The organism is Lentzea sp. DG1S-22 (assembly GCF_036321065.1).
In the GTDB taxonomy this organism is placed as follows: domain Bacteria; phylum Actinomycetota; class Actinomycetes; order Mycobacteriales; family Pseudonocardiaceae; genus Lentzea; species Lentzea jiangxiensis.
In genome coordinates this window covers 1773898-1798594 of the sequence record NZ_CP143276.1, presented here as the reverse complement: position 1 = coordinate 1798594, position 24697 = coordinate 1773898, and the positions used below count along the sequence as shown (strand labels likewise).

Sequence of the window (24697 nt, the reverse complement as noted above, 5' to 3'; positions counted from 1 at the left end):
GGAGTGGGGGGTCGGGGTGCGCAGTGGTTTTACGGCCGAGGGGTTACGCGGCGGCGCTCAGCCGTGCGTCCAGCTCGGCCTCGTCCCGCACGAACCACAACTGCCGGCCCTTGTCCGACTCGTAGACGAAGTCGCGCAACGCCGTGCTCGCCGCCACCTGCGCCGAGATGTCACCCAGCACCACGACCCGGAACCCGTACTGCTGCAGCTTCTGCACCACCGCGCCCGCCACCCGCGTGCGCAACGCGAAGAAGTCCTCGGTCAGCCGCGCCACCGGCAGCACGATCCACTGCACGTCCTGGCCCCACAACGTGCCGATCAGATCCACAGCGGACTGCTCGTCGGCGATCGGCGGACCGTCCGGGGCACACAGGAGAACCGTCGCGCCGTGGCGCGTCTGCACAACATCAGGCATGGCACGGAAACTTAACGGCGTCCCCGGCTCGGTGTCGCCCCCAATTCCGGGCTGTCCGGACCTCGGGCCGGTGCCATGCGCCTTGTGGCTTTCGCCTCGTCGCACAAGACCCTGCCCGCCAACCCAGGCGGCCACGGCGACGTGCCGGCCTTCGAGCTCGGCAACGCCGGCGCCTTCCTGGCCTGACACCGCTCGGCGTCGCGGCCCGGCGGCCGGTCCGAGGCTTCCGGTCCTCGGCCTCGGGTCCGGGCCTCAAGTCTCGCCCTCGGCTCCGGACTCGGATCCGGCGCCGGTGTTCCTGCCGTGAAGCCCGGCGCCCGACGACTCCCGTCCGCAACCCCCGCGCTCCGCCTCCCTTACGGGGAGGCGGTTGATCATGGTTTCAGGACATCTACCAGACGGCCCCATGCGTGGATCCGGACAATAATCACCCGTTCGAGTGGGTCCCAGGGGGCGGCGGAAAACCTCGCGCGCCCGGTGGGGGTGGCTGGGTAGCGTCGGCGGTCATGCGTGATCTTGTGGCGTTGCCCAAGGCCCATCTGCACGTGCACCTGGAGAGCACCGTGCTGCCGGGAACCGTGGCCGAACTCGCCGACACCTACGGCGTTGACGTGCCGGCGGCGCCTGAAGGGGCGTTCGAGGGGTTCGCGCAGTTCGCCGCGCACAACGGGGCCGTGCGGGACTGCCTGCGGCGAGCCGAGGACTTCCACCGGATCGCGTACGAGTTCTGCGCCGAGGAAGCAGCGCAGGGGACCCGGTACGCCGAGGTGACGTTCACCGCGGCAGCGCACGGGGAACGGCTCGGGGATCCGGACATGCCGCTCGAAGCGGTGTTGTCCGGGCTCGCCGCAGGACAGGCCGCCCACGGCATCGAATGCCGTGTGATCGTGGACCACCCCAGGAAGCGGTCGGTCGAACGGTTCGAGGCCTCGCTCCGGCTCGCGCTCGCACACCCGCAGGTGGTGGCGATCGGCACCGCTGGCGCCGAGGACCACCCGCTCACGCCCTTCGCCGCGGTGTTCCGCGCGGCTCGCGAGGCGGGTGTCGGGCTCGTGCACCACGCCGGGGAGTGCTGCGGGGCGCCGAGTGTCGCCGAAGCCGTGACCGTCGGGCTCGCCGACCGGATCGGGCACGGGTTCCGGGCGCTCGACGACCCGGAAGTCGTCGCGCTGCTGCGCGACCGCGCCATACCGCTCGAAGCGTGTCCGTCGTCCAACGTCGCTCTGGGACTGGTCGAGTCCGTCTCCTCTCATCCGTTGCCACTGCTCATGGACGCCGGGCTGACCGTCACGCTCAGCACCGACATCCCCGCCTCCACCGGCACCACGCTCACCGACGAGTACCGGCTGCTGCGCCACGACCTCGGTTTCGACGACGACACGCTCGCACGCATCGCCACCAACGCCGTCGACGCCTCTTTCGCACCCGAGGACACGAAAGCGCGGCTGCGTCAGGACATCGCCACCTGGCGGGCCGGCTCGTAACACACCAGACCGTGCTTGCGCGCCAGCAGCTCCACCAAGTCCAGCACCCGGCGCTGCTCCGGCCACACCACGTGCACGATCACCGCGTCCACCCCCACCGTCAGCGCCTCGTCCCACGACACCGGCGACGACGGATCAGGCGAGGTCTGCCTCAGCTCGCGCACGAACGCCGCCACAGACGGCTCGAACGCGCCCAGCGTCGAGGCACGCAACTCCGCGTACCGGGCCGCCGCCTCCGGGAAGGAAGCCGGACCGGGAGCCCGCCACACCACCACATCGACCGGCACGTCCATCACGCCACCTTCCCGAACAACGCACCCAACCGCGGAACCCGCGCCGAGATCTCCGCCGGATCGGCGAAGTCCCACCGCTCACCGACCGGATCAGGCGACACCAGCACCTGCAGCCCGCGCGATTCCAGCTCCGAGTCCAGATCGCCGTCGAACGCCTCGGCCGCCACGTAGTCGAGACCCTCCCAGTCCGGCCAGTCCTCGTCCGCCCACGCGTGCACGCCGCCGCGCGACGCCAGGTAACGCACGTGCGGAAGGTCGGCCAGCGCGTCCGGCGAGGCCGCGACCGCCTCGAACACCGCACGCCCCTGACCCACCAGCCACGCCTGGAAGTAGAAGAACCCGTCGTCCGAGCACAACCCGCCGCAGATCAGATCCGCCGCGTGCCAATGCGCCCACGTGTCGACCCGACGACGCACCTCGTCGAGCCGCACCGCGAACTCCACCACCTCGTCCACAGGCAGCGCGGCCACGGCGGCGGTCAGCCGCTCCAGCCGATCGTCCTGATCGGAGGCCTCCGCACCAGAGGACTCGACCAGGACCCAGAACGCGTTCAGGTCCATGCCGAGCACGCTAGCGAGGGGGTCTGACAATTTTCGGAGGGTCGGCATCGGGGCAGGTCAGAGGGCGGCAAGGCGGCCGGGGGAGGAGACCGGGGAGAGGGAGGCGGCGAAGGCCGGTGGGGTGAGAAGCCAGCCGGGAAGGCAGGCAGGGATGAGTGGGCAGGGATGAGTGGGCAGGGATGAGTGGGCAGGGATGAGTGGGCAGGGATGAGATAGGTGGAGGTCGAACGCAGCAGTCCGCGGAGTCGGCGATCTCACCCGCGGGCGGCAAAGCCGGCCGACCACGCCGCCACTCACCACGTTCCTCCAGGTCAGAGGCCTGTGCGACGTCGGCGGCGATCAGCTCCCGGAAGCCGTCCGCGGCCATGCGCCCACGCCGGCCAGCGGGTCCGGCGGTTATTGGCGCGAACGATTCGCACCGCCTGACTATCCTGGAACCCAAATGGACACCCCGCACGCTGAACTGCACAAACGCCTGCCCGAGCTCATGCCGCGTGATCACCGCAGGCTCGCCAGGCGCCTCGACGGCGCACGCAAGGTCAAGGACCCGCTGGCGCGCAAGAAGATCCTCGAGGAGATCGCCGCCCAGATCGACGAGGCCGCGCTCAAGGTCGCGCTGCGCAGGGAGTCCGTCCCGAAGATCAGCTATCCCGAAGAGCTGCCGGTCAGCCAGCGCAAGGACGACATCAAAGAGCTGATCGCGCACCACCAGGTCGTGATCGTGGCCGGGGAGACCGGGTCGGGCAAGACCACGCAGCTGCCCAAGATCTGCCTCGAGCTGGGCCGCGGCATCACCGGCCAGATCGGCCACACCCAGCCGCGCCGCATCGCCGCGCGCACCGTCGCCGAACGCGTCGCGGAGGAGCTGGGCACCAAGCTCGGTGACACGGTCGGCTACAAGGTCCGGTTCACCGACCAGTCCGGTGACGAGACGCTGGTCAAGCTCATGACCGACGGCATCCTGCTCGCCGAGATCCAGACCGACAGGACCCTGTCGAGGTACGACACGATCATCATCGACGAGGCCCACGAACGCAGCCTCAACGTCGACTTCCTGCTCGGCTACCTCAAGCAGCTGCTGCCGCGCCGCCCCGACCTCAAGATCGTCATCACGAGCGCCACGATCGACCCGCAGCGCTTCAGCCAGCACTTCGACGACGCCCCGGTCATCGAGGTCTCCGGCCGCACCTACCCCGTCGAGACCCGCTACCGGCCCCTGGACGAGGACGACGACCAGATCCAGGGCATCGTGGGCGCCGTGCACGAGCTGCAGGCCGAAGGCCCCGGCGACATCCTCGTGTTCCTCTCCGGCGAACGCGAGATCCGCGACACCGCCGACGCCCTCAAGGCCGAGGACCTGCGCGACACCGAGATCCTGCCCCTTTATGCCCGGCTGAGCGTCGGCGAGCAGCACCGGGTCTTCCAGCGCCACACCGGGCGCCGCGTCGTGCTCGCCACCAACGTCGCCGAGACCAGCCTCACCGTGCCGGGCATCAAGTACGTCATCGACCCCGGCACCGCCCGCATCTCCCGCTACAGCCACCGCCTCAAGGTCCAGCGCCTGCCGATCGAGCCGATCAGCCAGGCCAGCGCGAACCAGCGCAAGGGCCGCTGCGGCCGCGTCAGCGAGGGCATCTGCATCCGCCTGTACTCCGAGGAGGACTTCGAGGCGCGCCCGGAGTTCACCGACGCGGAGATCCTGCGCACCAACCTCGCCAGCGTCATCCTGCAGATGACCAACATCGGCCTCGGCGACGTGGCGAAGTTCCCGTTCATCGACCCGCCCGACGCCCGCAACATCAACGACGGCATCGGCCTGCTGCAGGAGCTCGGCGCCATCAACGCCGCCGAGAAGAAGCTCACCCCCACCGGCCGCAAGCTCGCCGCGCTGCCCGTCGACCCGCGGCTGGGCCGCATGGTGCTCGAGGCCGACACCACCGGCTGCCTCAGAGAAGTCATGATCATCGCCGCGGCGCTGTCCATCCAGGACCCCCGCGAACGCCCCGCCGACCAGCAGGAAGCCGCCACCCAGCAGCACGCGAGGTTCGTCGACAAGGAATCGGACTTCGTCACGTTCCTCAACCTGTGGCAGTACCTCAAGGAACAGCAGAAGGAACTGTCGGGCAACCAGTTCCGCAAGCGCTGCAAGGCCGAGTTCCTCAACTACCTGCGCGTGCGCGAATGGCAGGACATCTACCTGCAGCTGCGGCAGGTCGCCAAGCAGATCGGCATGCACCTCGACGACCAGCCCGGCGACCCCCGCAACATCCACATCGCCCTGCTGTCCGGCCTGCTCAGCCACATCGGCGTCAAGGACATCGTCACCAAGCAGGCGCCAGGCGAGAAACGCCGCCCCATGACGGAGTTCCTCGGCGCCCGCAACGCCAAGTTCGCGATCTTCCCCGGCTCCGCGCTGGCCAGGAAACCACCGCAGTGGGTGATGGCCGCCGAGCTCGTCGAGACCAGCCGGCTGTGGGGGCGCATCGTCGCCAAGATCGAACCCGAGTGGGCCGAACGCCTCGGCGAGCACGTCGTCAAGCGCCAGTACTCCGAACCGCACTGGGAAACCAAACGCGGCAGCGTCGTCGCCCTGGAGAAGGTCACCCTCTACGGGGTGCCGATCGTCGCCGGCCGCAAGGTCAACTACGGTCGCATCGACCCGGAGCTGAGCCGCGAGCTGTTCATCCGCCACGCCCTCGTGCAGGGCGAGTGGACCACCCACCACCGGTTCTTCCACACCAACCGCGCGCTGCTCGAGGAAGTCGGCGAGCTGGAGAACCGCGCCCGCCGCCGCGACATCGTCGTCGACGAGGAGACGCTGTTCGAGTTCTACGACCAGCGCGTCGCCCCCGAGGTCGTGTCCGCGCGGCACTTCGACTCGTGGTGGAAGAAGCAGAAGGACAAGAACCAGCTCACCTTCACCAAGGAGATGCTGGTCAACGACCGCGCCGACGTCAGCCCCGAGGCCTACCCCGACCAGTGGCGCCAGGGCGAGCTCACGCTGCCGCTGAGCTACCACTTCGAGCCCGGCACGAAGAACGACGGTGTCACCGTCCAGCTGCCGCTGCCCGCGCTCACGACGCTGGACGACGACGCGTTCTCCTGGCAGATCCCCGGCTTGCGCCACGACCTCGTCGTCGCGCTCATCCGGTCGCTGCCCAAGCAGATCCGCCGCAACTTCGTGCCCGTCCCCGACGTCGCCACCGCCGTGCTGGCCCGCATCACACCGCAGGAGACGTCGCTGCTCACCGGCGTCGAACGCGAGCTCAAGGCGTTGACCGGGGTGACGGTGCACCGCGAGGACTGGCAGTTCGACGCCGTGCCGGACCACCTCAAGCTCACCTTCCAGGTCGTCGACGACAACAACCGCACCCTCGCCGAGGGCAAGGACATCGCGGCGCTCAAGGAGAAGCTGCGCGACGAGGTCCGCGAGTCGCTGTCGCAGGCCGCCGGGCACCTCGAACGCACCGGCATCACCACCTGGGACTTCGACGCGCTGCCCAGGACCATCGAGCAGCGCCAGTCCGGCATCACCGTCACCGCCTACCCGTCACTGGTCGACCGCGGCGACAGCGCCGCGATCAAGGTCCTCGACACCCCCGGCCGGCAGGCCCACGCGCACCGCCGCGGCGTGCGCCGGCTCCTGCTGCTGGGCATCAACTCACCGGTCAAGCACCTGCAGCGCCACCTCGACAACGCCGCCAAGCTCGCCCTGACCCGCAACCCCCACGGCGGCGTCGCCGCGCTGCTGTCGGACTGCATCACCGCGGCGGTCGACCGGCTCATGGGCGAACCGGCCTGGGACGCCAAGTCCTACGCCGCGCAGCTCAAGAAGGTGCAGGCCGCGCTCAACGACACCACCTGGGTCGTCGTGCAGGAGGTCCGCAAGGTCCTCGAAGCCGCCCACGAGGCCGAGCTGAAACTCGGCGGCCTCAAAGGCGCACCCGACTCGGCCAACGACATCCGCGGCCAGCTCAACGGCTTGGTGTACAAGGGTTTCGTGACCGACACCGGCTACGACCGGCTGCCCGACCTCGTGCGGTACCTCAAGGGCATCTCCCGGCGCATCGAGAAGCTGCCCGAGAACCCGCGCCGCGACCTCGACTGGACCGACAGGGTCCACCAGGTCCACGCCGAGTACCGGGAGCTGCGCGCCCAGACCCCGGCCGACGAACCCGCGCCGGAGCTCGACGAGATCCGCTGGATGATCGAGGAACTGCGCCTGTCCTACTTCGCCCAGACCATCGGCACCCGTTACACCGTCAGCGACAAGCGCATCTACAAAGCACTCGACGCCGTGCCGCTGTGAGCCGCTATCGTGGACCATGCACTTCCCGGGGGATTCCACGTGGCAGGTGTCCTGCGGCGACGGCGGCACTTTCGTCCTCTACGTCCGTGACGCGCTCGGCGTCAGCACACCGACAGCCGACGCCATCCCCGCGCTGACCCCGCCGGTCCCGCGGCTGCCCGGCGCCGCGGTGCCCGAGACCTTCGGGGCGGCGTGGGACCGGTGGTGGACGCGGTCGCTGACGAACAGCGGCGCCGAGTTCGTGCCCATCCGCTGGCCCGTCGGCACGCCCGCGCAGCTCAAGCCCGCCTTCGAGGCGTGGCGGCCCGACCCCACCTCGCCCGAGGAGTCCGACAGGCGCGACGCCGCGCGGACGGTGTTCCACGAGGTGCTCGTGGAGGTCGTCGCACAGCTCACCGGCGAACTGGGCCACCCGCCGCGGTTCACCCTCGACCTCACCGAGCTACCGGTCCAGGGCAAGTTTTGGCAGCGCGTCGGCCCGCAGGCCGTGCTGATCTCCGAGGAGCTCAAAGGCTCCCGCACCGTCATCGCCCCGCTGGAGTCACTCCTGCGCGAGCTCGCCCAGTAACGCCTCACCCGTGCGGTGCAGCTGCTCCAGCAACGGCCGCAGCAACCGCCCCTTCGCCGTCACCGCATAAGAGGTGCGCACCGGGAAACCGGGAGAGCGGGTGCGCTCCACCAGACCCTGCGCCACCAGCGACTCCAGCCGCTCGGTCAGCACCTTCGCGCTCAACGACGGCAACCCCACCCGCAGCTGTGAGAACGACCGCGGGCCGCACAGCAGGTCGCGCAGCACCAGCGTCGCCCACCGGCCGCTGATCGCCGCCAGCGCCACCTCCACCGGGCAGTCCCCGGACGGGCGATCCCAGGTCACCGTTTGGTGACCCGTTCGAGTGGACGCGACGCTGTCGGCATGCATCCCGCCAGTGTGGCCCACGAGTTCGCCCGCGCGTTCAACTCCCGCGACGCCGCCGCCGTCGACGCCGTCTACGAACCCGCCGGCCTGTTCGTCCCCGAACCCGGCACCACCGTCACCGCGGCCGCACGCCAAGCCGCCAACCAGCGGTTCCTCGACCTCGGCCTGCCGATCGACATCCGGCCGCGGCACGTCTACGAACACGACGGCATCGCGTTGCTCATCGTCGACTGGACCATCGGCGACGTGCACGGCACCGCCACCGACGTCGCCCGCAGGAACGCGGACGGCCGGTGGCGGTACGTGATCGACAACCCCTTCGGCACCGCCTGACCGGGGGTGATGCCCGGGCGAGATCGCGCCTACCGGCTGACCGACACCACCGCGTCGACCACCTGCGGACCGGAGACCAGCACCTCGTCGTTGTGGTCGGCGCCCCCGACCTCGACCAGCCGCGCCCGCGCCGCCGTCGCGACCTCGCGGCTCTGCGCGGGCGGCACGACCGAGTCCGCCGTCCCCAGCACCACCACGGTCGGGGCGTCCACAGCGGACACCCGTTCGAGAACCGGGTACTTGTCCTGCAACAGCAGCTTCACCGGCAGCCACGGGTAGTGGTGCGACCCGGCCGCCGCCAGCGACGTGAACGGCGACCGCAGCACCATGCCCTTCGGGGCGCGGAACGTCGCGAGCTCCGCGGCCACCGCCGCGCCCAGCGACTCGCCGAAGTACACGACCGGCCCGTCGATCAGGTCCAGCGCCGCCCGCGCGTCGTAGGTGAGCCCTTCCTCCGACGGCGAGCCGGGGTTGCCGCCGTAGCCGCGGTAGTCGAACAGCAGCACCGACAGCCCGCGTGCCGTGAGCCCCCGCGCCAGCGACAACCGCCCGGAGCGGTTGCCGCCGTTGCCCGGGAACACCACGACCGTCGCGGGTGCGTCGGGCAGCTCGAAGTGCCAGCCGCCCAGCACCAGCCCGTCCGCCGTCACCAGCCGGACGTCCCGGCCGCCGGGCATCACCTCGTCCGCGCCCGGCAGCGGACCGGGGGAGGGGAAGTACACGAGCTTGCGCTGGAAGCTGAAGACCACGGCGACGATGGTGACAACCACCGCCAGCGCGATCAACACCGCCCTCCTCATCCGCCCATGATGACGGCTCGCCACCGGCCGCGGTGCGGGCCTGATCACCTCGGCCACCGCTGAGGTTCACTACAAGGAGTGAACTAGGGGGTGGCGGGAGCGAACGGCACCAGCACCACGGTGATGTTGTCGTGCCCGCCCGCCTCCAGTGCCACCTTCACGAACTCCTCCGGCCCGCACGGCAGCAGCGGCTGCAGGTCCTCCGGCTCGGGCCGGTAGTTGTGCAGACCGTCCGAGCACAGCAGGAACACCCCCGGCGAGGCCGGCTGCAGCGTCACCACCTGCGGCACCACCTGGCCCGCGTCCGCGCCGATCCACCGCGACAGCACGTGCGCGCGGCGGTCGGTGCGCGCCTGCTCCTCGGTGAGCACGCCCTCGGTGACCAGCTGCGCCGCCCACGTGTCGTCCGTGGTCAGCTGCTGGGAGCCCTCGTCGGACAGCCAGTAGGCGCGCGAGTCGCCGACCCAGCCGATCGTCACCGACGAGTCCGTGACCAGCGCCGAGACGAACGTGCACGACGGCGCCACACCCCGGCCGCCCGGCTCGAGCGGCTCGTTCTCCACCAGCTGCTCCACCGCGGAGCACGCCGCCGCGACCGCGTCGACCATCGCCTGCTCGGCGTCGGCGGTGTCGATCAGCGCGTTGAGCAGCACGTCCACCGCGGCGTCGGCGGCGGCCTGCGAGGCCTGCTCCGCGCGTTCCGAGGAGGCCACGCCGTCGCACACCACCGCCGCGACGCCCTTGCCCGCGACGTGGCCGAACGCCATCGAGTCCTCGTTGCGCGCGCGGCGCTTGCCCCGGTCCGACACACCGGACACCGCGCCGAGGGTGTACTCGACCCGGTCGCGCGCCGAGGGCTGGTGCCGGCCGCACTGGGTGCAGTAGTCCTCGTCATCGATGTCCGGCGACCCGCACAGGATGCACGAGGCCTGCGCGGGACCGGTCGGTCCGCCCAGCGGCGTGCGGCGGACCAGCAGGTTGCGTCCGCACGCCTCGCAGAACCGGTCCTCCGCCGCGACGGGCGCGAAGCACTCCGGGCACTTCAGGGTGTCCATCAAACCAACGTCCTAGGCCTTACCGCGTTCGCGCGGTCCACCAATGCGATCCGTTCCTCCGGCGTGGCCGCGAACCGGGCCAGCGTGCGGTAGCGCCGCTCGAGACCCAGCCGAAGCTCGTGTTCGGAGAGTGCACAGTCCAGCACCCTGCCCTCGGCGGCTTGATTGCGGGTCACGTAGTCGTACGCCGCCTCCAGCAGCTCCGCCGACAGCTGCGTGTGCGAGTGGACGTCGATGTCCAAGGCGTGCAACCGTTCCCCGGCCGCGACGAGGTCGTCGGCGTCACCGTGGCCGAGCTGCGCGCGCACCGCCGCGATCTGCGCCGCCAAGTGTTGTGAAGACGTGTCCGGGACCGACAGCAGCACCTCGACCGCCCGCGCCCGGTCCCCGCACGCCAGCAGCACCCGCGCCAGGCCGAACGCCGCCGACACGTACGCGTGGTCGGTGCGCCACACCACCTCGTACCAGCCCGCCGCCGCCTTCAGGTCGCCGGTGGCCTCCCAGCACACGCCCAGCGCGAGCTTCGGGGCCGCCTCACCCGGCACCGCCGAGCACACCGCGTCGAAGAACCCCAGCGCCTCGCCCGGCCGCCGGTCCACCAGTGCCGCGAGACCGCGGTACCAGTCGGGCCGCCAGTCCTCGGCGGGGTCGAGCTCCGGCTCGTCGAACATCGACGGCGCCGTCAGCGCCGCCAGCTCCTCGCGCGCGGCCGCGGTGTCGCCGGACTCGATCAGCACGCGCACGATCCGCAGCCGCACCTCCACCGTCACCTCGGGGGCCTTGCGCAGCCCCGCCGGGTCCGTCGCCGTCGCGGTCGCGAGCCACGACGCGGCCGCGTCGGAGGTGCTCACGCTCGGCGCCGGCAACGCCACCGCCACCTCGCGCAGGTCCAGGTCGCCCTCCACGCCGAAGCGGCGGCGTTCCGGGGTGAACTGCTTGGACGGGCCCGGCCGCGGCACGCCGTCCTCGAGCGCCAGCACCTCGCGCAGCACGCCGGTGAGCTGCTCGGCCATGTCCTCGGCCGAGCAGAACCGCAGCTCCGGGTTCGGGTTCGTCGCGCGCAGCAGCAGCCGGTGGAACGACTCGAACCGCGTCAGCAGCGGCTGCTCCCGCTCCGTGGGCAGCCGGTCCCTGCACGTGCCCCGGAAGTCGAACGGGAAGCTCATCACCGCCAGCGCCCGCCCGACGGTGTAGATGTCGGAGAACACCGACGGCCCGATCGTGCCGATCTCCGGTGCCTGGTAGCCGACCGTGCCGTAGATGGGGGAGTGGTGGTCGTCGATGCGCCGCACCGCGCCCAGGTCGATCAGCTTGAGCTGCTCCTCGGTGTGGATCATGTTGTCCGGTTTGAAGTCGCAGTACAGCAGCCCCACCCCGTGCAGGTAGCCCAGCGCGGGCAGGATCTCCAGCACGTACGCGATCGCTTGCGCCAGCGGCAGCGCCTCGTCGCCGCGGCCCTCCCGGCGCCGGCGCGTGATCATGTCCTTGATGGACTCGCCGCCGACGTACTCCATCACGATGTACTCGACGAGCTTGCCGCTGGCCTTGTTCTCGTGGCGGATGAAGTTGTGGATCTTGACGATGTTGGGGTGCTCGACCTCGGCGAGGAACCGCCGCTCCGCCAGCGCCGCCGCCATCGCGTCGGCGTCACCCGAGTCGAGCAGGCCTTTCAGGACCACCCACCGGTCGCTCACCGCGTGGTCCAGCGCCAGGTACAGCCACCCCAGGCCGCCGTGCGCCAGGCACCCCAGCACCTCGTACTGGTCGTGCAGCACCTCGCCGGGCGCGAGCTTCGGCGTGAACGAGTAGGCGTGGCCGCACTGCGGGCAGAACCCCTCCACCCGGCCCGGTCCGCCGTTCTTGGCGCGGCCGACCTTCTTGCCGCACTTCGAGCAGAACCGCTTCGCCTCCGGCACCTCCGGGTGCGACAGCACCGCGGTCTTCGGGTCGCGGTAGGGCACCCGCGGGACCTCGACCAGGCCCGCCCCGAGCCGGCCGCGGCTCATCGACCGCGCACTGCCGCGCCGGGCGCGTGCCGAACCGGGCCGTGACATCTCCTGCGACACCGGCCACGGCGCCGTGCCCGGCGCCGTCGCCGGCCCCGTCACGGGCAGGTCCACCTCGTCAGCCATCGTGACCCCTCCCTAGTCCCGATAACGACCGGCCGGCGGCGTGGGTGCCGGGCCCAGCGTGGTGAGCCACCGCCGGTACATCCCGTTCCACGTGCCGTCCGCGCGCATCCGCTCCAGCACGCCGTTGACGAACCGGACCAGGTCCTCCTGCCCCTTCGGGATCCCCACCCCGTAGGACTCGTCGGTGAACCGCGCGCCCACCACCTCGGTGTACGGGTCCTGCGCCGCCAGGCCGGCCAGGATCGTGTCGTCGGTGGAGATCGCGTCGGTCTGCCCCTGCTGCAGCATGACCAGGCAGTCGGTCCAGTTCGGCACGCTCACCGTCGTGCGCGCCCGGTTGACCACGTTGCCCAGCGACGTCGACCCCGACGCCACGCACACGCTCTTGTCCTTCAGGCCGTCCACGCCGGTGATGCCGGAGTTGCGGCGCACCAGCACCCGCTGCCCGGCCTGGTAGTAGACCTGCGAGAAGTCCACGTCGCGCAGCCGCTCGCACGTGATGGTCATCGTGCGCACCACGACGTCGACCTCGCCGGACTTCAGCACCGGGATCCGCTCGGCCGCGGTGACGACCTTGAACTGCACCTTCTTCTCGTCACCGAACACCGCCTTCGCGATCTGCCGCGCCACGTCGACGTCGAAGCCCTCGATCTCGCCGGTGAAGGAGTTGCGGAACCCCATCAGGTAGGAGTTCTGGTCCACCCCGGCGATCAGCCGGCCGCGCTGCTGGATCCGCGCCATCGCCGACCCGCCCGGCATCTGCCCGGCCGGGGGCAGCGGGCCCGGCCGCAGGCTCGCCGTCGCGTCGCACGCCGGTGCGGCGGCGCCCGGGCTGCTCGGGGCCGCCGACACCGTGCTCGCCCCGGCCGGCTGCGGCACCGGCGCGCTGCGCGGCACCACCTCGCTGGGCGCCGGGCCCGCCGAGCACGCTCCGAGCAGCAGCACCGCCGCCAGTGCCAGTCGCCTCACCGGTACTCCTTGAGTCGCTGCCACAACCCCATCACCGCCCCCGCCGCGGCGATCACCGCGAGCACCGGCACCCCGACCGCCGTGCCCGCGAGCGAGGCCCGCGCGACCGCCACCTCGTCGCTGAAGTCCTGCCTGGCCTGCCCGATCGCGCGCACCAGGTCCTCGTCCAGCGAGTCGAAGTACGGGGTGGCGACCAGCGCGACCGCCTCGGCGTACTGGCCGGAGTCGTCGGCCTCGCGCACGCGCTGGTGCACCTGCTGCCACTCGCGGAAGTTGCGCACCGCCGAGTCCACGGCCTCGCCGCCCTCCAGGCGCCTCGCGTCCTCCAGCAGGCCCTCCAGCCGCTGCGAGACCTCCGCGAAGTTCTTCTCGTAGGTCTGGCCCGCACCCCGCGCGACCAGCGTCAGCGTCTCCTCGCCGCGCGCGGTCAGCGTCGCGATCCGCGCCTGCGCGAGCACGTCGACCTTCTGCGAGGCCGTGCGCGAGTCGCCGACGTCGCGCATCACCAGCACCGACACCGTCGTCACCCACAGAAGCGACAGCACCGCCGCGCCCGTGGCGACCAGCAGGCCGACGTTGAGCAGCCGGTTGGTCTTGCGGGTCAGGTACCGCTGGGTCAGCACGAGCGCGACGACGAACGCCAGCGCCACCAGCACCGGCACCACCGGGAAACCGGCCTCGTCCTGCGCGCGGGCCACCCGGTCGGTCTCCGCCCGGTACAGCTCCCGCGCCGCCGGCAGCAGCTGCGTGCGCATCAGCCCCGACGCCTCCCGCAGGTACGCCGCTCCGACCGGGAAGCCCTGCCGGTTGTTCGTGCGCGCCGTCTCGATCAGCCCCGTGTAGACCGGCAGCTGCGCGGCCAGCGTCGCGGTCAGGTCGGGGGAGGAGGCCGTCGCCACCGACAGCGCCGCCTGCGCCTGCGCGATGTCGGCCTCGTAGCGCTGCCGCAGCTGCGCGGGCTCCAGACCACCGGACAGGAACGCGCTGGCCGCGGTCGCGTCCGCGTCCTGCAACGCCCGGTTGACCTCCTGCGCCGCGTGCGACAGCGGCTCGGAGCGGGTCGCCAGGTCCTCCAGCGCCCGTTCCTGCCGGTTCACGCTCCACGTCGTCAGCCAGCCGCTGGCCAGCGCCGCCAGGACCAGCACCACGGCGATCACGGTCAGCCGGCCAGGGGTCGACCGCGCCAGTCCGGTGAACCGGCGCAGCAGCGCCTGCCGGGGCTGCGAGTCGATCACCACGAGCGTGCCTCCCAGCGGCGAGTTGATCGGCGTGGCGTAACTGTAGGCACCTCGCCCGCACCGCGTGGGGATTGGCGGCGCTTCCCCGCGAGGTGTCACTCGCCCGTAACTACCGGCGCGACTCGATCAGCCGTTCGACCCCGTCCAGGATCATCTCCAGCCCGAACTCGAACGAGTGCTCCGGGCTGAACGCGCTGTGGTGCGCCTGCCCGACGGCACCCCCGACGCGGGCGGCCACGGGGTAGCGGGCCGGGTCGAACACCGTCATCAGCACCGGCGCCGCCGCGTCCCACCACTGCTGGTCGGTCAGCCCGGTCTCCTTCTCCGTCACCGCCGCCGCCGTCAGCCCGCGCGCCGAGTTGTGCACGTGCCCGAGCACCAGGTTCAGCACCGAGTCCATCTCCACGTCCGACAGGCCCACGCCCTCCAGGCCGCGCAGCTCGAAGTCGTACTTCGCCGCGACCTGCGGGCCCAGCACCGTGCGCGACGGCGCCACCTGCAGCAGCCACGGGTGCCGCCGGTGCAGCTCCAGGTTCTCCCGCGCCACGTACGACAGGTGCTCCCGCCAGCCCCGCGCCTGCTCACGCCCGGTCACGGCCTGCACGGTGTCGACCATGACGTCGACCAGCTCGCCCTTGCCCGGCACGTAGGTGTAGAGCGACATCGTCCCCACGCCCAGCGACTCGGCCACGCGGCGCATCGACAGCGCCTTGAGCCCGTCGGCGTCGGCCAGCGCGATGCCCGCCTGCACGATGCGCTCCACGCTGAGGTCCGGCTTGCCCTTGCGCGACACCCGCTCCTGGGTGCGCCACAGCAACGCCAGCGTCCGCGCCGGGTCACCACTGCCCGTGTGTTCGATCACGAACACCACACTACCGTACCGTATGCTGTACGGTACAGGGTATGTTCTCGCCTGCCGACCCGCCCCGCTTCGGCCAGCTCGACGGAAAACCCCTGCTCGAAGCCCTCCCGGAGGCGCTGAGGCGAGACGACTACTGGGCGGTGGCCGCCGCCACCGCGCTCGCGTTCGTCGCCCGCGGCCGCATCGTGCCCGGCGTGACCGCGGGCGGCCACGACACCTGGCGCGTCGGACCGCTCGACCACGCCGACGAGCTGCACCTGCGCCGGCTCGCCGCCCACGGCGACTACGACGAGCTCCGCGCGTTCCTCGACGCCGTCGCCGACGCGCTGCCCCGCACCGGCGAAGGACCGTTCGCCGGCACCGCGCGCCACGAGGTGCCCGAGCTCAAGGCGTGGGCCGACGAACAGATCACGATCTCCCTGCGCATCGAGACGACCGAGGACCTGCGGCTGCGCGCGATCGTCCAGGTCCGCGCCGTCACCGACCCGCACCCGCGCGACGTGCGGGGCTCCGGCCGCGAGCTCGACGCCATCCGGGCGATGAGCCGCATCGACTGGCCCCCGCTGCAACGCCTGCTCGACCAGGCAGAGCTCACCGACGACGAGGTCACCGAGCTGCTCGGCACCGGCATCGAGGTCCACTGGCCCGCGAACCTCACCACCACCCTCACCGCCAGGGCCGTCATCGGCGAGACCTCCGGCCGGTTCGGCGCCGGCGACCTGCTCACCTTCGACTGGCGGCTCGCCCTGGGCGACGACGAGCTGACCGACGCCGAGATGGACCTCGTCGCCGACGCCTCCCGCCCGATCGTGAAACTGCGCGACCGGTGGGTCCTCGTCGACCCCGCGCTGCGCCGCAAGGCCCGTCGGCAACTGCAGCCCATCACCGCCGTGCAGGCCGTCACCGCCGCCCTCGCCGGCACCGCGCTCATCGGCGGCGAGCTCGTCACCGTCGCCCCGCACAGCCTCACCACCGCCATCACCACGATCCCGGAGTTCCCGCAGCCGCCGCGGTTGCGGGCCCGGCTGCGCGACTACCAGCTGCACGGCCTGCGCTGGCTCGCCCACATGACGAGCCTCGGCCTGGGCGCCTGCCTCGCCGACGACATGGGCCTGGGCAAGACCATCACCGTCATCGCCCTGCACCTGCACCGCGCCGCCGACCGCCCCACCCTCGTCGTGTGCCCGGCCTCCCTGCTCGGCAACTGGGAACGCGAGATCCACCGCTTCGCCCCCGGCACCCCGGTCACCCGCTACCACGGTCCACACCGGACCCTGCCCGCCGAAGGCGTCGTGCTCACCACCTACGGCACCATGCGCCTGGACGTCGAGGCGCTGCGCGCACACGAGTGGGGCCTGGTCGTCGCCGACGAGGCCCAGCACGTCAAGAACCCGCACTCCGGCACCGCCAAGGCGCTGCGCTCGCTGCCCGGTCAGGCGCGCGTCGCGTTGTCCGGCACCCCGGTCGAGAACTCGCTGTCGGAGCTGTGGGCCGTCCTGGACTGGACGACCCCGGGCCTGCTCGGCACGCACCGCGCGTTCCGCACCCGCTGGCCCGAACCCGACGACACCCTCGCCAAGGTCGTGCGGCCGTTCCTCCTGCGCCGCCGCAAGTCCGACCCCGGCGTCGCCCCCGAACTGCCGCCCAAGACCGAGACCGACCGGTTCGTCGCGCTGTCGGTCGAGCAGGCGGCGCTCTACGAGGCACTCACCAGGGAGACCCTCGACCGGATCGCCTCCAGCGACGGCATGGCCCGCCGCGGCCTCGTGCTCAAGCTGCTCACCGGCCTCAAGCAGATCTGCAACCACCCGTCGCACTACCTCGGCCACGACCGGCTGCGCGGCGGCTCCGGCAAGCTCGACCTGCTCGACGAACTGCTCGACACGATCGTCGCCGAGGACGGCTCGGTGCTCGTGTTCACCCAGTACGTCGGCATGGCCAGACTCCTCGAACAGCACATCAAGCAGCCCACGCTGTTCCTGCACGGCGGCACGCCCGTGCCGCGGCGCGAGCAGATGGTCGACGACTTCCAGCAGGGCAGGGCGCCGGTGTTCCTGCTGTCCCTCAAAGCCGCCGGCACCGGCCTCAACCTCACCCGCGCCGACCACGTGATCCACTTCGACCGCTGGTGGAACCCCGCCGTCGAGGACCAGGCCACCGACCGCGCCTACCGCATCGGCCAGACCCGGCCCGTGCAGGTGCACAAGCTCGTCACCGAGGGCACCGTCGAGGAACGCATCGCCGCGCTCCTGCAGGACAAGCGCGACCTCGCCGACGCCGTCCTGCACGGCGGAGACGCCGCGTTCACCGAACTCACCGACGCCGAACTCGCCGAACTCGTCCAGCTCAGGAGCGCCTGATGACCGCACGCGGATTCGCCGCGTTCCCCAAGGTGAAACGCCGCGTCGCCGCGACGTGGTGGGGCAAGGAGTGGGTGAAGGCCCTCGAGGACACCGCCCTGGACGCCGGCATGGTCCGCCTGGGCCGCCGCTACGCCCACGCCGGCGTCGTCGGCCCGATCACCGTGAGCCCCGGACGCCTGCACGCCCAGGTCCACGACGACGACACCGTGCACAACACCACCGTCAGCGTTCCCGTGCTCTCGCAGGTCCAATGGGGACGGTTCCTCGACCGCGTCGCCGAGAACCCCGCGCACATCGCCGCCCTGCTGGACAACGACGTCCCGCGCGACCTCGTCGCCGCCGCGCAGGAGTCCGGTGTGGACCTGCTGCCCGGCATCGGCGACCTCGAACCCGACTGCGACTGCGACGGCTGGGAACTGCCCTGCCGCCACGCCGCCGCACTGGCGTTCCAGGTCGGCTGGCTGCTCGACGCCGACCCGTTCGTGCTCCTGCTGCTCAAGGGAAAACCGGAACAGGAACTCCTCGACGCCGTCCGCGACCGCGTCGCCGGACCCGTCGGCACCAGAACACCTGTGGTGGTTTCGCATGAAACCGCAGGTCAGCTCCCCGCCAAACCACCGATCCCGGCCACCACACCTGTGGTGCTCGCGGTGGAACCGCCGCCCGGTTTCGACGCCGCCGACCTCACCGCCCTGATGGAGATCGCCGCGAGGAGAGCACGCGCCCTGCTGCGTTGCGGCACCCTCGAAGAGTGATCACCGAAAAGCAGAAGATGACGACCGGGCAGCTCTACCGCGACTCCGACCCCGAACTGGTCGCCGAACGCCGGCGCTGCCAAGCCCTCGTGGACGAGTTCAACGCCACCCGCGAGGGCGCGGTCATCGCGGAGCTCTTCGGCTCCCTCGGTGAGGGCTCGTGGGTCATGCCCCGGTTCCAGTGCGACTACGGCTACCAGATCCACATGGGCTCCAACAGCTTCCTCAACTACGACGCCATCCTCATGGACTGCGCCACGATCACCATCGGCGACGACGTCTCCATCGGCCCCCGCGCCCAGCTGCTCACCGCCCTGCACCCGATCGAGGACCACGACGCACGCCGCCGGCGCTTCGAGACCGCCGCCCCGATCACCATCGGCGACAACGTCTGGCTCGGCGGCGGCGTGATCGTCTGCGCGGGCGTCACGATCGGCGACAACTCCGTGATCGGTGCCGGTAGCGTCGTCACCCGCGACATCCCGCCGCGCGTGCTCGCGGTCGGCAACCCCTGCAAGGTGATCCGTGAACTGTGACAAGCGCACCGTCGAGCCGTGGGTGCTGCTCGGCCTGACGGCGGTCGCCCTGGTCGTGTCGGGCATCGGCCCGTACGACCGCACGACCTGGTACCTCGAGGTGGCACCGGTCGTGATCGGCGCGGCCCTGCTGATCGCCACCGGCCGCCGCTTCCCGCTCACACCGCTGCTGTACCGGCTGCTGTTCGTGCACGCCCTGGTGCTCGTCCTCGGCGGGCACTACACCTACGCCCGCGTGCCGGCCGGGTTCTGGGCGCAGGACCTCCTCGACCTGGCACGCAACCACTACGACCGGTTCGCGCACCTCGTGCAGGGGTTCGTGCCCGCCCTGCTGGCGCGCGAGATCCTGCTGCGCACGTCGCCGCTGCGACCCGGCGGGTGGCTGTTCTTCCTCGTGGTCTGCGTGTGCCTGGCGTTCAGCGCGACCTACGAGCTGGGGGAGTGGGCCGCCGCGGTGGCCGGTGGCTCCGCCGCGGAGGACTTCCTCGGCACCCAGGGCGACGTGTGGGACACCCAGTGGGACATGTTCATGGCCCTGCTCGGCGCGATCGCCGCGCAGCTGACCCTGGCACGGGTGCACGACCGCGAGCTCGCCCGTGTCCGCTGAGCGGGCCATCGCGCACGTCGAGGCCCGCTCCACCGGCGGGCCGCTGCCGCGCGACCTGCGCGTCACCCTCAACTTCCACCCCGGCCGCGGCGTGCTCGCCGCCATCGCCCGCGACGGCGTCTACCGCTCGCAGTTCGAGACCGGCACCGGCAACGGCGGCCTGACCGCACACCCCGGCGGCGCCCGCTGGGAGTGGGAGAGCCGCCTGTTCGGCGGCGCCTACGACCACGCCGACCCCGCCGAACGCCCCAAGTACGGCGCCCTCAACCACCTCCGCCTGCCCCACGGCGGCGCACCGCGGTTCGGGTCGGCACACCTGCGGCTCAAGGAGGACGTGCTCGACCGCACGACGTTCTGCCACCCCGACAGCGTCTTCGACCCCGTCGACTTCGGCACCGCCCGCCACTTCCGGCTGCACGAGTTCACCGGCCACGCGGCCGACCCGCTCGACGACTACGTCGAGGCCCACGTCCACGGACCCGTCACGCTCGACGACGTCGAAGCCGTGGTGCTCGACCCCAGCTTCCCCGAGCCGGGGTCCGCCGGGATCGAGCTGCCGTGCCCGGTCGAACGCCACCCCGGCTTCCGGCTGTCCACACAGGACCTGCTGCGCCACCGCGACTACCGCACACCCGAGGCCGTCGAGTGGGGACTCGCGATCGCCCGCGACGGGTTCCTCGACCCGCTCCTGCTGGAGGGCTGCGACGCGCCGCCGCAGGTCGTGAAGCACCTGTGGCACCACCTGGCGCGGTTCGGGATCAGCTGTCCTGGATCTCGTGGATCTGCAGGTTCTGCGCGCCCCTGAGCGTCAGCGGGATGCCGAGGTAGTCACGGCCCGAGCGGGCCATCCAGATCCAGCCGCGGTAGGTGTTGCCGGGATCGTTGACGTGCACCTGGTGCCGTGTCCAGTTCAGCCGCGCGTCGAAGCCGTTGAACTCCTCCACGTCGAGCAGCTCGATGCGGAACCGGTCGCCCTGCGGCGCCGCGATCGGACCGGCCTCCCAGTCGACCTGCGAGATCAGCACCGGGCAGCACTCCACGGTCACCAGGCCGAACCGCGAGGTGTGCAGCACCTTGCCCAGCGGCGCCAGCGCCACCTTGCAGCCGAAGACCAGCAGGCTGGAGCCGTCGGTGTGCTCGCTGAACAGCACCCCGGTGTGGAAGCCGCACACGTGCACGTCGCGCAGGTAGACCACCGCGTTGTTGCCGCCACCGGGCAGCACGACGCCGGTCGACCACCGGTGCGTGGGCTCCACGACGGCGGGCAACGGGTCCGGCGTGCTGATCCGGACGCTCTGCAGGCGGGCCTGCGGCGCCCAGAACAGGTTCAGGCCGGACACCGTCGGGTTGGACGGCACCTGGATCGCGAGGTTCGTGACGGCCACGCTGACCCGGTTGAACCCGCCCCAGTCGCCGCCCTGGGGCGAGGCGATCACCGCGGGCGGCTGACCGGCGGCGTGACCGGACCACGTCGTGGTGACGGTCGACTTCAGCAGGGTGCCGGCCGGTGCCTGCTCGCCGTCGTAGACGAACTGCAGACCCGTCTGCACGCCCGCTCCGGCCAGTTCGACCGTGATCATCGGCCCGGACGTGCGCGCCGGGAACACCAGTTGGCCCGCCGGACCGCCCGGTTTCGGCCTGACCGGCTGCGACGCGAGCCGGTAGGTCTGCGCGCCGAACTCCACGCGGGTGTAGCCGCCGCCCTCGGCGGCCAGCCGGTAGGCCTCGTCGATGGCGCGCTGCACGGCCGCGGTGTCGTCGGTCTGGCCGTCACCCCGCGCGCCGAAGTCACCGACCTCGACCACGTGCGCGGTACCGGCGGCGTGCGCGGGCGCGGCGGCCGGCGCCATCACCCCGACCCCACCCGCGGCGGCCGCACCGGCGCGCAGGAACGAACGGCGAGTTGAATTCGAGTAATCCCCCATAAACGTCAGCTTATGGACGACACGGTCGCCGGCGCGGGCAAGTGCACCCCCGGTTGCGGCAGGTAGATCGCCGCCAGCCGCCGCACCGCCTCCGTCACCTGCTCGCGCAGCTCGGCCGGTTCCAGCACCTCCACCTCACCGGCCATCCGCAGCAGCATCCCGGTCGCGTGCGCGACCGACTCGATCGGGATCCTCACCCGCACACCACCGCCGTCGTCCACAGCCGACTCCTCGGCCGCGCGCGCCACCAGCGGCAGCACGTGCGAGGAGAACGACTCCCAGCCCCGCGGCGACAGCCGCACGACCGCCTCGCCGGTGTACTGCCGCGCCTGGAACTCCTCCAGCGACGCCGCCCAGTGCGCCGCGAGGTCGAAGCCCTCCGGCCGCTCGAACGACTCCTCGAGCACCGTCACGGACTGGATCTGCGACACCCGGTACGTCGAGATGCGCGTCTCGCCCTGGGCGACCAGGTACCAGCGGCCGGCTTTGAGCACCAGGCCCAGCGGCCGCAGCACCCGCGTCACGTCCTCCGGCGCGCGCCAGCGCCGGTAGCCGACCTCCAGCAGGCGGCTGCGCCACACCGCGTCCGCCACGACCTCGAGGAACGGTGAGCGCTCCGGGTCGTAGTACCAGGACGGGGCGTCGAGGTGGAACCGCTCCGCCCTGCGCGAGGCCCGGTCGCGCATCGGCGAGGGCAGCGCCGCCATCAGCTTGAGCTGCGCCGCGGACACCGCCTCCCCGAGGCCGAGTTCCGCCGCCGGTCCCGGCAGCCCGGCCAGGAACAGCGACTCCGCCTCCTGCTCGGTCAGCCCGGTCAGCCGCGTGCGGTAGCCGTCGAGCAGCCGGTAGCCGCCGGACGGGCCCGCGTCACCGTACAGCGGCACCCCGGCGGCGTGCAGCGAGTCGACGTCGCGGTAGATCGTGCGGACCGACACCTCCAGCTCGTCGGCCAGCGCCTGGGCCGTCATCCGGCCCTTGGTCTGCAACAGCAGCAGCAACGACACCAACCGGCTCGCACGCACGCGGACACACTGCCACAAGTTGTCAGGGATAGCTCATATGTTCGACGCATGGCTTTCTACGAGAAGCAGCTGGCGGTCAGGAAACCGCTGGTCGTCGCGGGCAGGCACGTCAAGCGCTACGAGGTGGTCACCCCCGGGCTGGTGATCACCGACGAGATCCGCGAGGCCGCCTACGCGTTCCTGCCGACGATCTACCCGGACTTCGAGGACCCCACCCCGCCGGCCACGGTGACGGTGCTGCACCGCAGCGCCGCGGGCATGTACCTCAACGCCTACAACTGGGTCTGGGACAACGTCCTGCACTGCCGCACCGCCGTCTCCGGCGACCAGCCGTTCCTCGGCTCGACCGACCGCGACCTCACCCGCTTCGGCGTCATCCCCAAGGACCTCATCGGCTGCGTCTGGGAGCTCCCGCCGCTCGAGCACGAGCGCCGCGCGTGGGTGCGGCACGTGCTGGAGCCCGGCGAACCCGACCTCGACGGCTACCTCGCCGACGTCATGGCCGAAGGGCTGGTGGGCCGATGAGCCCCGACTGGCAGGGCGCGCCCTCGCGCTGAAAACGAGTGGACGGCGGCGTTAGGTTCGCAGGCATGACCACTCCGGAAACCGTGGTGCGCGTGCTGGCCGAACCCGCGAGGCTGCGGGCCTTCGCCGCCGTCGTCCTCGGCGCGGCGACCCTGGCCGACATCGCCGCCGCGGCCGGGCTCGAGGTCAAGGACGCGGGCATCGCGCTGCGCAAGCTCCGCGAGGCGGGCCTGGTCGAGGGGGACCCGGCCCGCCCGGCCGACCTCAAGCCCCTCGCGGCGACGCTCACCGAGGCGATGCCCGCCGACGGGCTCGCACCGTTCGTGCGCGGCGACAAGCTCGTCTCGCTGCCGGTCGCGCACGAACGCCGCCGCAAGATCCTCGAGCACGTCGCCTCGCACGCCTTCACCGCGCGGACCTACTACGAGGAGACCGAGATTAACGAGCGGCTGCGGGCGTGGTGCGACGGGGGAGAGCTCGACCACGTCACCCTCCGCCGCTACCTCGTCGACCTCGGCCTGCTCGAACGCGGCGGCGGCCTCTACCAGGCTCAGCCCCTGCCGATGTAGGGCATGGCCGTGGCCATCACGGTCATGAACTGCACGTTCGCGTCGAGCGGCAGCTGGGCCTGGTACAGCACGGCGTCGGCCACGTGCCGCACGTCGAACGTCGGTTCCGCCCTGGTCTCGAAGTCCGCCTGCAGCACGCCCTGACCCATCCGCTCGGTCATCTCCGTCGCGGCGTTGCCGATGTCGATCTGCCCGCACGCGATGTTGTGCGCACGGCCCTCCAGCGACAGCGACTTCGTCAGCCCCGTGATCGCGTGCTTGGTCGCGTTGTACGCCACCGCGTGTGGCCGCGGCACCGACGCCGAGATCGAGCCGTTGTTGATGATCCGGCCACCACCGTGGGTCTTCATCACCTTGAACGCCTCACGGGCGCACAGGAAAGCGCCCGTGAGGTTCACGCCGACGACCTTCTCCCACGCGCTGAGGCTGAACTCCTCGACCGGTGTCGCGCGCACGTTCATCCCGGCGTTGTTGAACAACACGTCCACACGGCCCCACTGCGACACCACGGTCTCGAACAGCGCGACGACCGAGTCCTCACGCGACACGTCCGTGGGCACGACGAGCGCCGTACCGGGAAAGCCCTCTCCGGTCTCGGTCAGCGCGTCCTCGCGCCGTCCGGCCAGCGCCACCCGGAACCCCGCCGCCAGAAGGGTGCGCGCCGCCGCGCGCCCGACCCCGGACCCCGCTCCCGTCACAACCGCGACCGCCATCGGTGATCTCCCCTCGATCCAGCGATTGCCCACAGTGTCCCATGTGGAGTACTTACCTGGTGTGGAGCGAGAAGAGGACACCTGCCCCTTGTGCGCGGGGTCCGGAACGATGTCGTGGCAGCAACCCGTCCCCGGCCCGCAAGGTCTTGTGCTGCACGAGATGACACACCCGTGCCCGCGCGGCTGCTCGGGCTGGTGGAGACTCCCGCACGCCGAACGCAGAGGCGTCGTCGCAGGCAATGTCGCACGTGCCAACGAGATCCCGGCGGCACCGTCCACGCAGGCTTGATCACCGAGCGTGAACGGTGGGGGTCAC

Annotated in this window: 24 protein-coding genes; 11 read left to right on the top strand and 13 right to left on the bottom strand. The window is 71.4% G+C overall.

Annotated elements, in window-relative coordinates:
- Positions 1 to 43: 43 nt before the first annotated feature.
- Positions 44 to 415 (bottom strand): DUF4180 domain-containing protein, encoded by a 372-nt coding sequence (locus tag V1227_RS07960; protein WP_329791856.1) that lies wholly within the window; start codon positions 413 to 415, stop codon positions 44 to 46.
- A 506-nt stretch (positions 416 to 921) separates the two neighbouring features.
- On the opposite strand from V1227_RS07960, the gene add reads away from it, so the two are divergent.
- Positions 922 to 1899, top strand: coding sequence for an adenosine deaminase (add, locus tag V1227_RS07955; RefSeq protein WP_329791855.1), 978 nt, complete (start codon positions 922 to 924; stop codon positions 1897 to 1899).
- On the opposite strand, the gene V1227_RS07950 is transcribed toward add, so the two are convergent.
- Together V1227_RS07950 and V1227_RS07945 are read right to left on the bottom strand one after the other, a co-directional pair.
- Positions 1866 to 2192, bottom strand: coding sequence for a hypothetical protein (locus V1227_RS07950; RefSeq protein WP_329791853.1), 327 nt, complete (start codon positions 2190 to 2192; stop codon positions 1866 to 1868). The genes add and V1227_RS07950 overlap by 34 nt on opposite strands.
- The gene (locus V1227_RS07945; protein ID WP_329791851.1) at positions 2192 to 2752 is read right to left on the bottom strand and encodes a DUF4240 domain-containing protein; all 561 of its coding nucleotides are present in this window, start codon (positions 2750 to 2752) and stop codon (positions 2192 to 2194) included. Before V1227_RS07945 ends, V1227_RS07950 begins: the two co-directional genes overlap by 1 nt.
- Before the next feature lie 442 nt (positions 2753 to 3194).
- On the opposite strand from V1227_RS07945, the gene hrpA reads away from it, so the two are divergent.
- The gene (gene hrpA / locus V1227_RS07940; RefSeq protein WP_329791850.1) at positions 3195 to 7061 is read left to right on the top strand and encodes an ATP-dependent RNA helicase HrpA; all 3867 of its coding nucleotides are present in this window, start codon (positions 3195 to 3197) and stop codon (positions 7059 to 7061) included.
- Between the two features lie 16 nt (positions 7062 to 7077).
- Complete coding sequence (locus V1227_RS07935) at positions 7078 to 7629, top strand: hypothetical protein (RefSeq protein ID WP_329791848.1); 552 nt, start codon at positions 7078 to 7080, stop codon at positions 7627 to 7629.
- Here V1227_RS07935 and V1227_RS07930 read toward each other — a convergent pair.
- A complete protein-coding gene (locus V1227_RS07930) occupies positions 7603 to 7935 on the bottom strand; it encodes a winged helix-turn-helix transcriptional regulator (protein ID WP_329791847.1) in 333 nt (110 codons plus the stop codon). The genes V1227_RS07935 and V1227_RS07930 overlap by 27 nt on opposite strands.
- A gap of 39 nt (positions 7936 to 7974) precedes the next feature.
- Here V1227_RS07930 and V1227_RS07925 point away from each other — a divergent pair, with 39 nt between their 5' ends.
- Positions 7975 to 8310 carry a YybH family protein gene (locus V1227_RS07925; protein WP_329791845.1) on the top strand — a complete coding sequence of 112 codons (336 nt, stop codon included), beginning with the start codon at positions 7975 to 7977 and terminating at the stop codon, positions 8308 to 8310.
- Between the two features lie 29 nt (positions 8311 to 8339).
- On the opposite strand, the gene V1227_RS07920 is transcribed toward V1227_RS07925, so the two are convergent.
- From V1227_RS07920 to V1227_RS07895, 6 genes are all read right to left on the bottom strand, one after another.
- Positions 8340 to 9110 (bottom strand): alpha/beta hydrolase, encoded by a 771-nt coding sequence (locus tag V1227_RS07920; protein WP_329791843.1) that lies wholly within the window; start codon positions 9108 to 9110, stop codon positions 8340 to 8342.
- Positions 9111 to 9193: 83 nt separating this feature from the next.
- Positions 9194 to 10165 (bottom strand): PP2C family serine/threonine-protein phosphatase, encoded by a 972-nt coding sequence (locus tag V1227_RS07915; RefSeq protein WP_329791841.1) that lies wholly within the window; start codon positions 10163 to 10165, stop codon positions 9194 to 9196.
- The gene (locus V1227_RS07910) at positions 10165 to 12297 is read right to left on the bottom strand and encodes a serine/threonine-protein kinase (protein ID WP_329791840.1); all 2133 of its coding nucleotides are present in this window, start codon (positions 12295 to 12297) and stop codon (positions 10165 to 10167) included. Before V1227_RS07910 ends, V1227_RS07915 begins: the two co-directional genes overlap by 1 nt.
- 12 nt (positions 12298 to 12309) lie before the next feature.
- Positions 12310 to 13266, bottom strand: coding sequence for a glutamate ABC transporter substrate-binding protein (locus V1227_RS07905; protein ID WP_236224323.1), 957 nt, complete (start codon positions 13264 to 13266; stop codon positions 12310 to 12312).
- The gene (locus V1227_RS07900; protein ID WP_329791839.1) at positions 13263 to 14504 is read right to left on the bottom strand and encodes a hypothetical protein; all 1242 of its coding nucleotides are present in this window, start codon (positions 14502 to 14504) and stop codon (positions 13263 to 13265) included. The genes V1227_RS07905 and V1227_RS07900 overlap by 4 nt, the downstream gene beginning before the upstream one ends.
- 109 nt (positions 14505 to 14613) lie before the next feature.
- On the bottom strand, positions 14614 to 15366 hold the full coding sequence (locus V1227_RS07895) for a TetR/AcrR family transcriptional regulator (RefSeq protein WP_329791838.1): 753 nt from the start codon (positions 15364 to 15366) through the stop codon (positions 14614 to 14616).
- Positions 15367 to 15407: 41 nt separating this feature from the next.
- Between V1227_RS07895 and V1227_RS07890 the strand changes: the two genes are divergently transcribed.
- Genes V1227_RS07890 through V1227_RS07870 form a run of 5 tightly spaced genes read left to right on the top strand, consistent with a single transcriptional unit; the run spans position 15408 to position 20432 of the window.
- The gene (locus tag V1227_RS07890; RefSeq protein WP_329791837.1) at positions 15408 to 17726 is read left to right on the top strand and encodes a DEAD/DEAH box helicase; all 2319 of its coding nucleotides are present in this window, start codon (positions 15408 to 15410) and stop codon (positions 17724 to 17726) included.
- Positions 17726 to 18484, top strand: a complete 759-nt coding sequence (locus V1227_RS07885) for an SWIM zinc finger family protein (protein WP_329791836.1) — start codon at positions 17726 to 17728, stop codon at positions 18482 to 18484. The genes V1227_RS07890 and V1227_RS07885 overlap by 1 nt, the downstream gene beginning before the upstream one ends.
- A 17-nt stretch (positions 18485 to 18501) precedes the next feature.
- Complete coding sequence (locus V1227_RS07880) at positions 18502 to 19020, top strand: sugar O-acetyltransferase (RefSeq protein WP_442916521.1); 519 nt, start codon at positions 18502 to 18504, stop codon at positions 19018 to 19020.
- Entirely contained in the window at positions 19010 to 19627 is a 618-nt protein-coding gene (locus V1227_RS07875) for a DUF2238 domain-containing protein (RefSeq protein WP_329791834.1), read from the top strand. The genes V1227_RS07880 and V1227_RS07875 overlap by 11 nt, the downstream gene beginning before the upstream one ends.
- Complete coding sequence (locus V1227_RS07870; RefSeq protein WP_329791833.1) at positions 19617 to 20432, top strand: DUF3626 domain-containing protein; 816 nt, start codon at positions 19617 to 19619, stop codon at positions 20430 to 20432. Before V1227_RS07875 ends, V1227_RS07870 begins: the two co-directional genes overlap by 11 nt.
- Here V1227_RS07870 and V1227_RS07865 read toward each other — a convergent pair.
- Together V1227_RS07865 and V1227_RS07860 are read right to left on the bottom strand one after the other, a co-directional pair.
- Positions 20386 to 21552 (bottom strand): glycosyl hydrolase family 28-related protein, encoded by a 1167-nt coding sequence (locus V1227_RS07865; protein WP_329791832.1) that lies wholly within the window; start codon positions 21550 to 21552, stop codon positions 20386 to 20388. The two genes, V1227_RS07870 and V1227_RS07865, sit on opposite strands and share 47 nt — an antisense overlap.
- A gap of 5 nt (positions 21553 to 21557) precedes the next feature.
- A complete protein-coding gene (locus V1227_RS07860; RefSeq protein WP_329791831.1) occupies positions 21558 to 22574 on the bottom strand; it encodes a helix-turn-helix transcriptional regulator in 1017 nt (338 codons plus the stop codon).
- A 48-nt stretch (positions 22575 to 22622) separates the two neighbouring features.
- On the opposite strand from V1227_RS07860, the gene V1227_RS07855 reads away from it, so the two are divergent.
- Both V1227_RS07855 and V1227_RS07850 read left to right on the top strand, forming a co-directional pair.
- A complete protein-coding gene (locus V1227_RS07855) occupies positions 22623 to 23099 on the top strand; it encodes a hypothetical protein (protein ID WP_329791830.1) in 477 nt (158 codons plus the stop codon).
- A gap of 65 nt (positions 23100 to 23164) precedes the next feature.
- Positions 23165 to 23668 carry a DUF2087 domain-containing protein gene (locus V1227_RS07850; RefSeq protein ID WP_329791829.1) on the top strand — a complete coding sequence of 168 codons (504 nt, stop codon included), beginning with the start codon at positions 23165 to 23167 and terminating at the stop codon, positions 23666 to 23668.
- Here the strand turns inward: V1227_RS07850 and V1227_RS07845 are convergent.
- Positions 23650 to 24381 carry an SDR family oxidoreductase gene (locus tag V1227_RS07845; protein WP_329791828.1) on the bottom strand — a complete coding sequence of 244 codons (732 nt, stop codon included), beginning with the start codon at positions 24379 to 24381 and terminating at the stop codon, positions 23650 to 23652. The two genes, V1227_RS07850 and V1227_RS07845, sit on opposite strands and share 19 nt — an antisense overlap.
- Positions 24382 to 24697 lie beyond the last annotated feature (316 nt).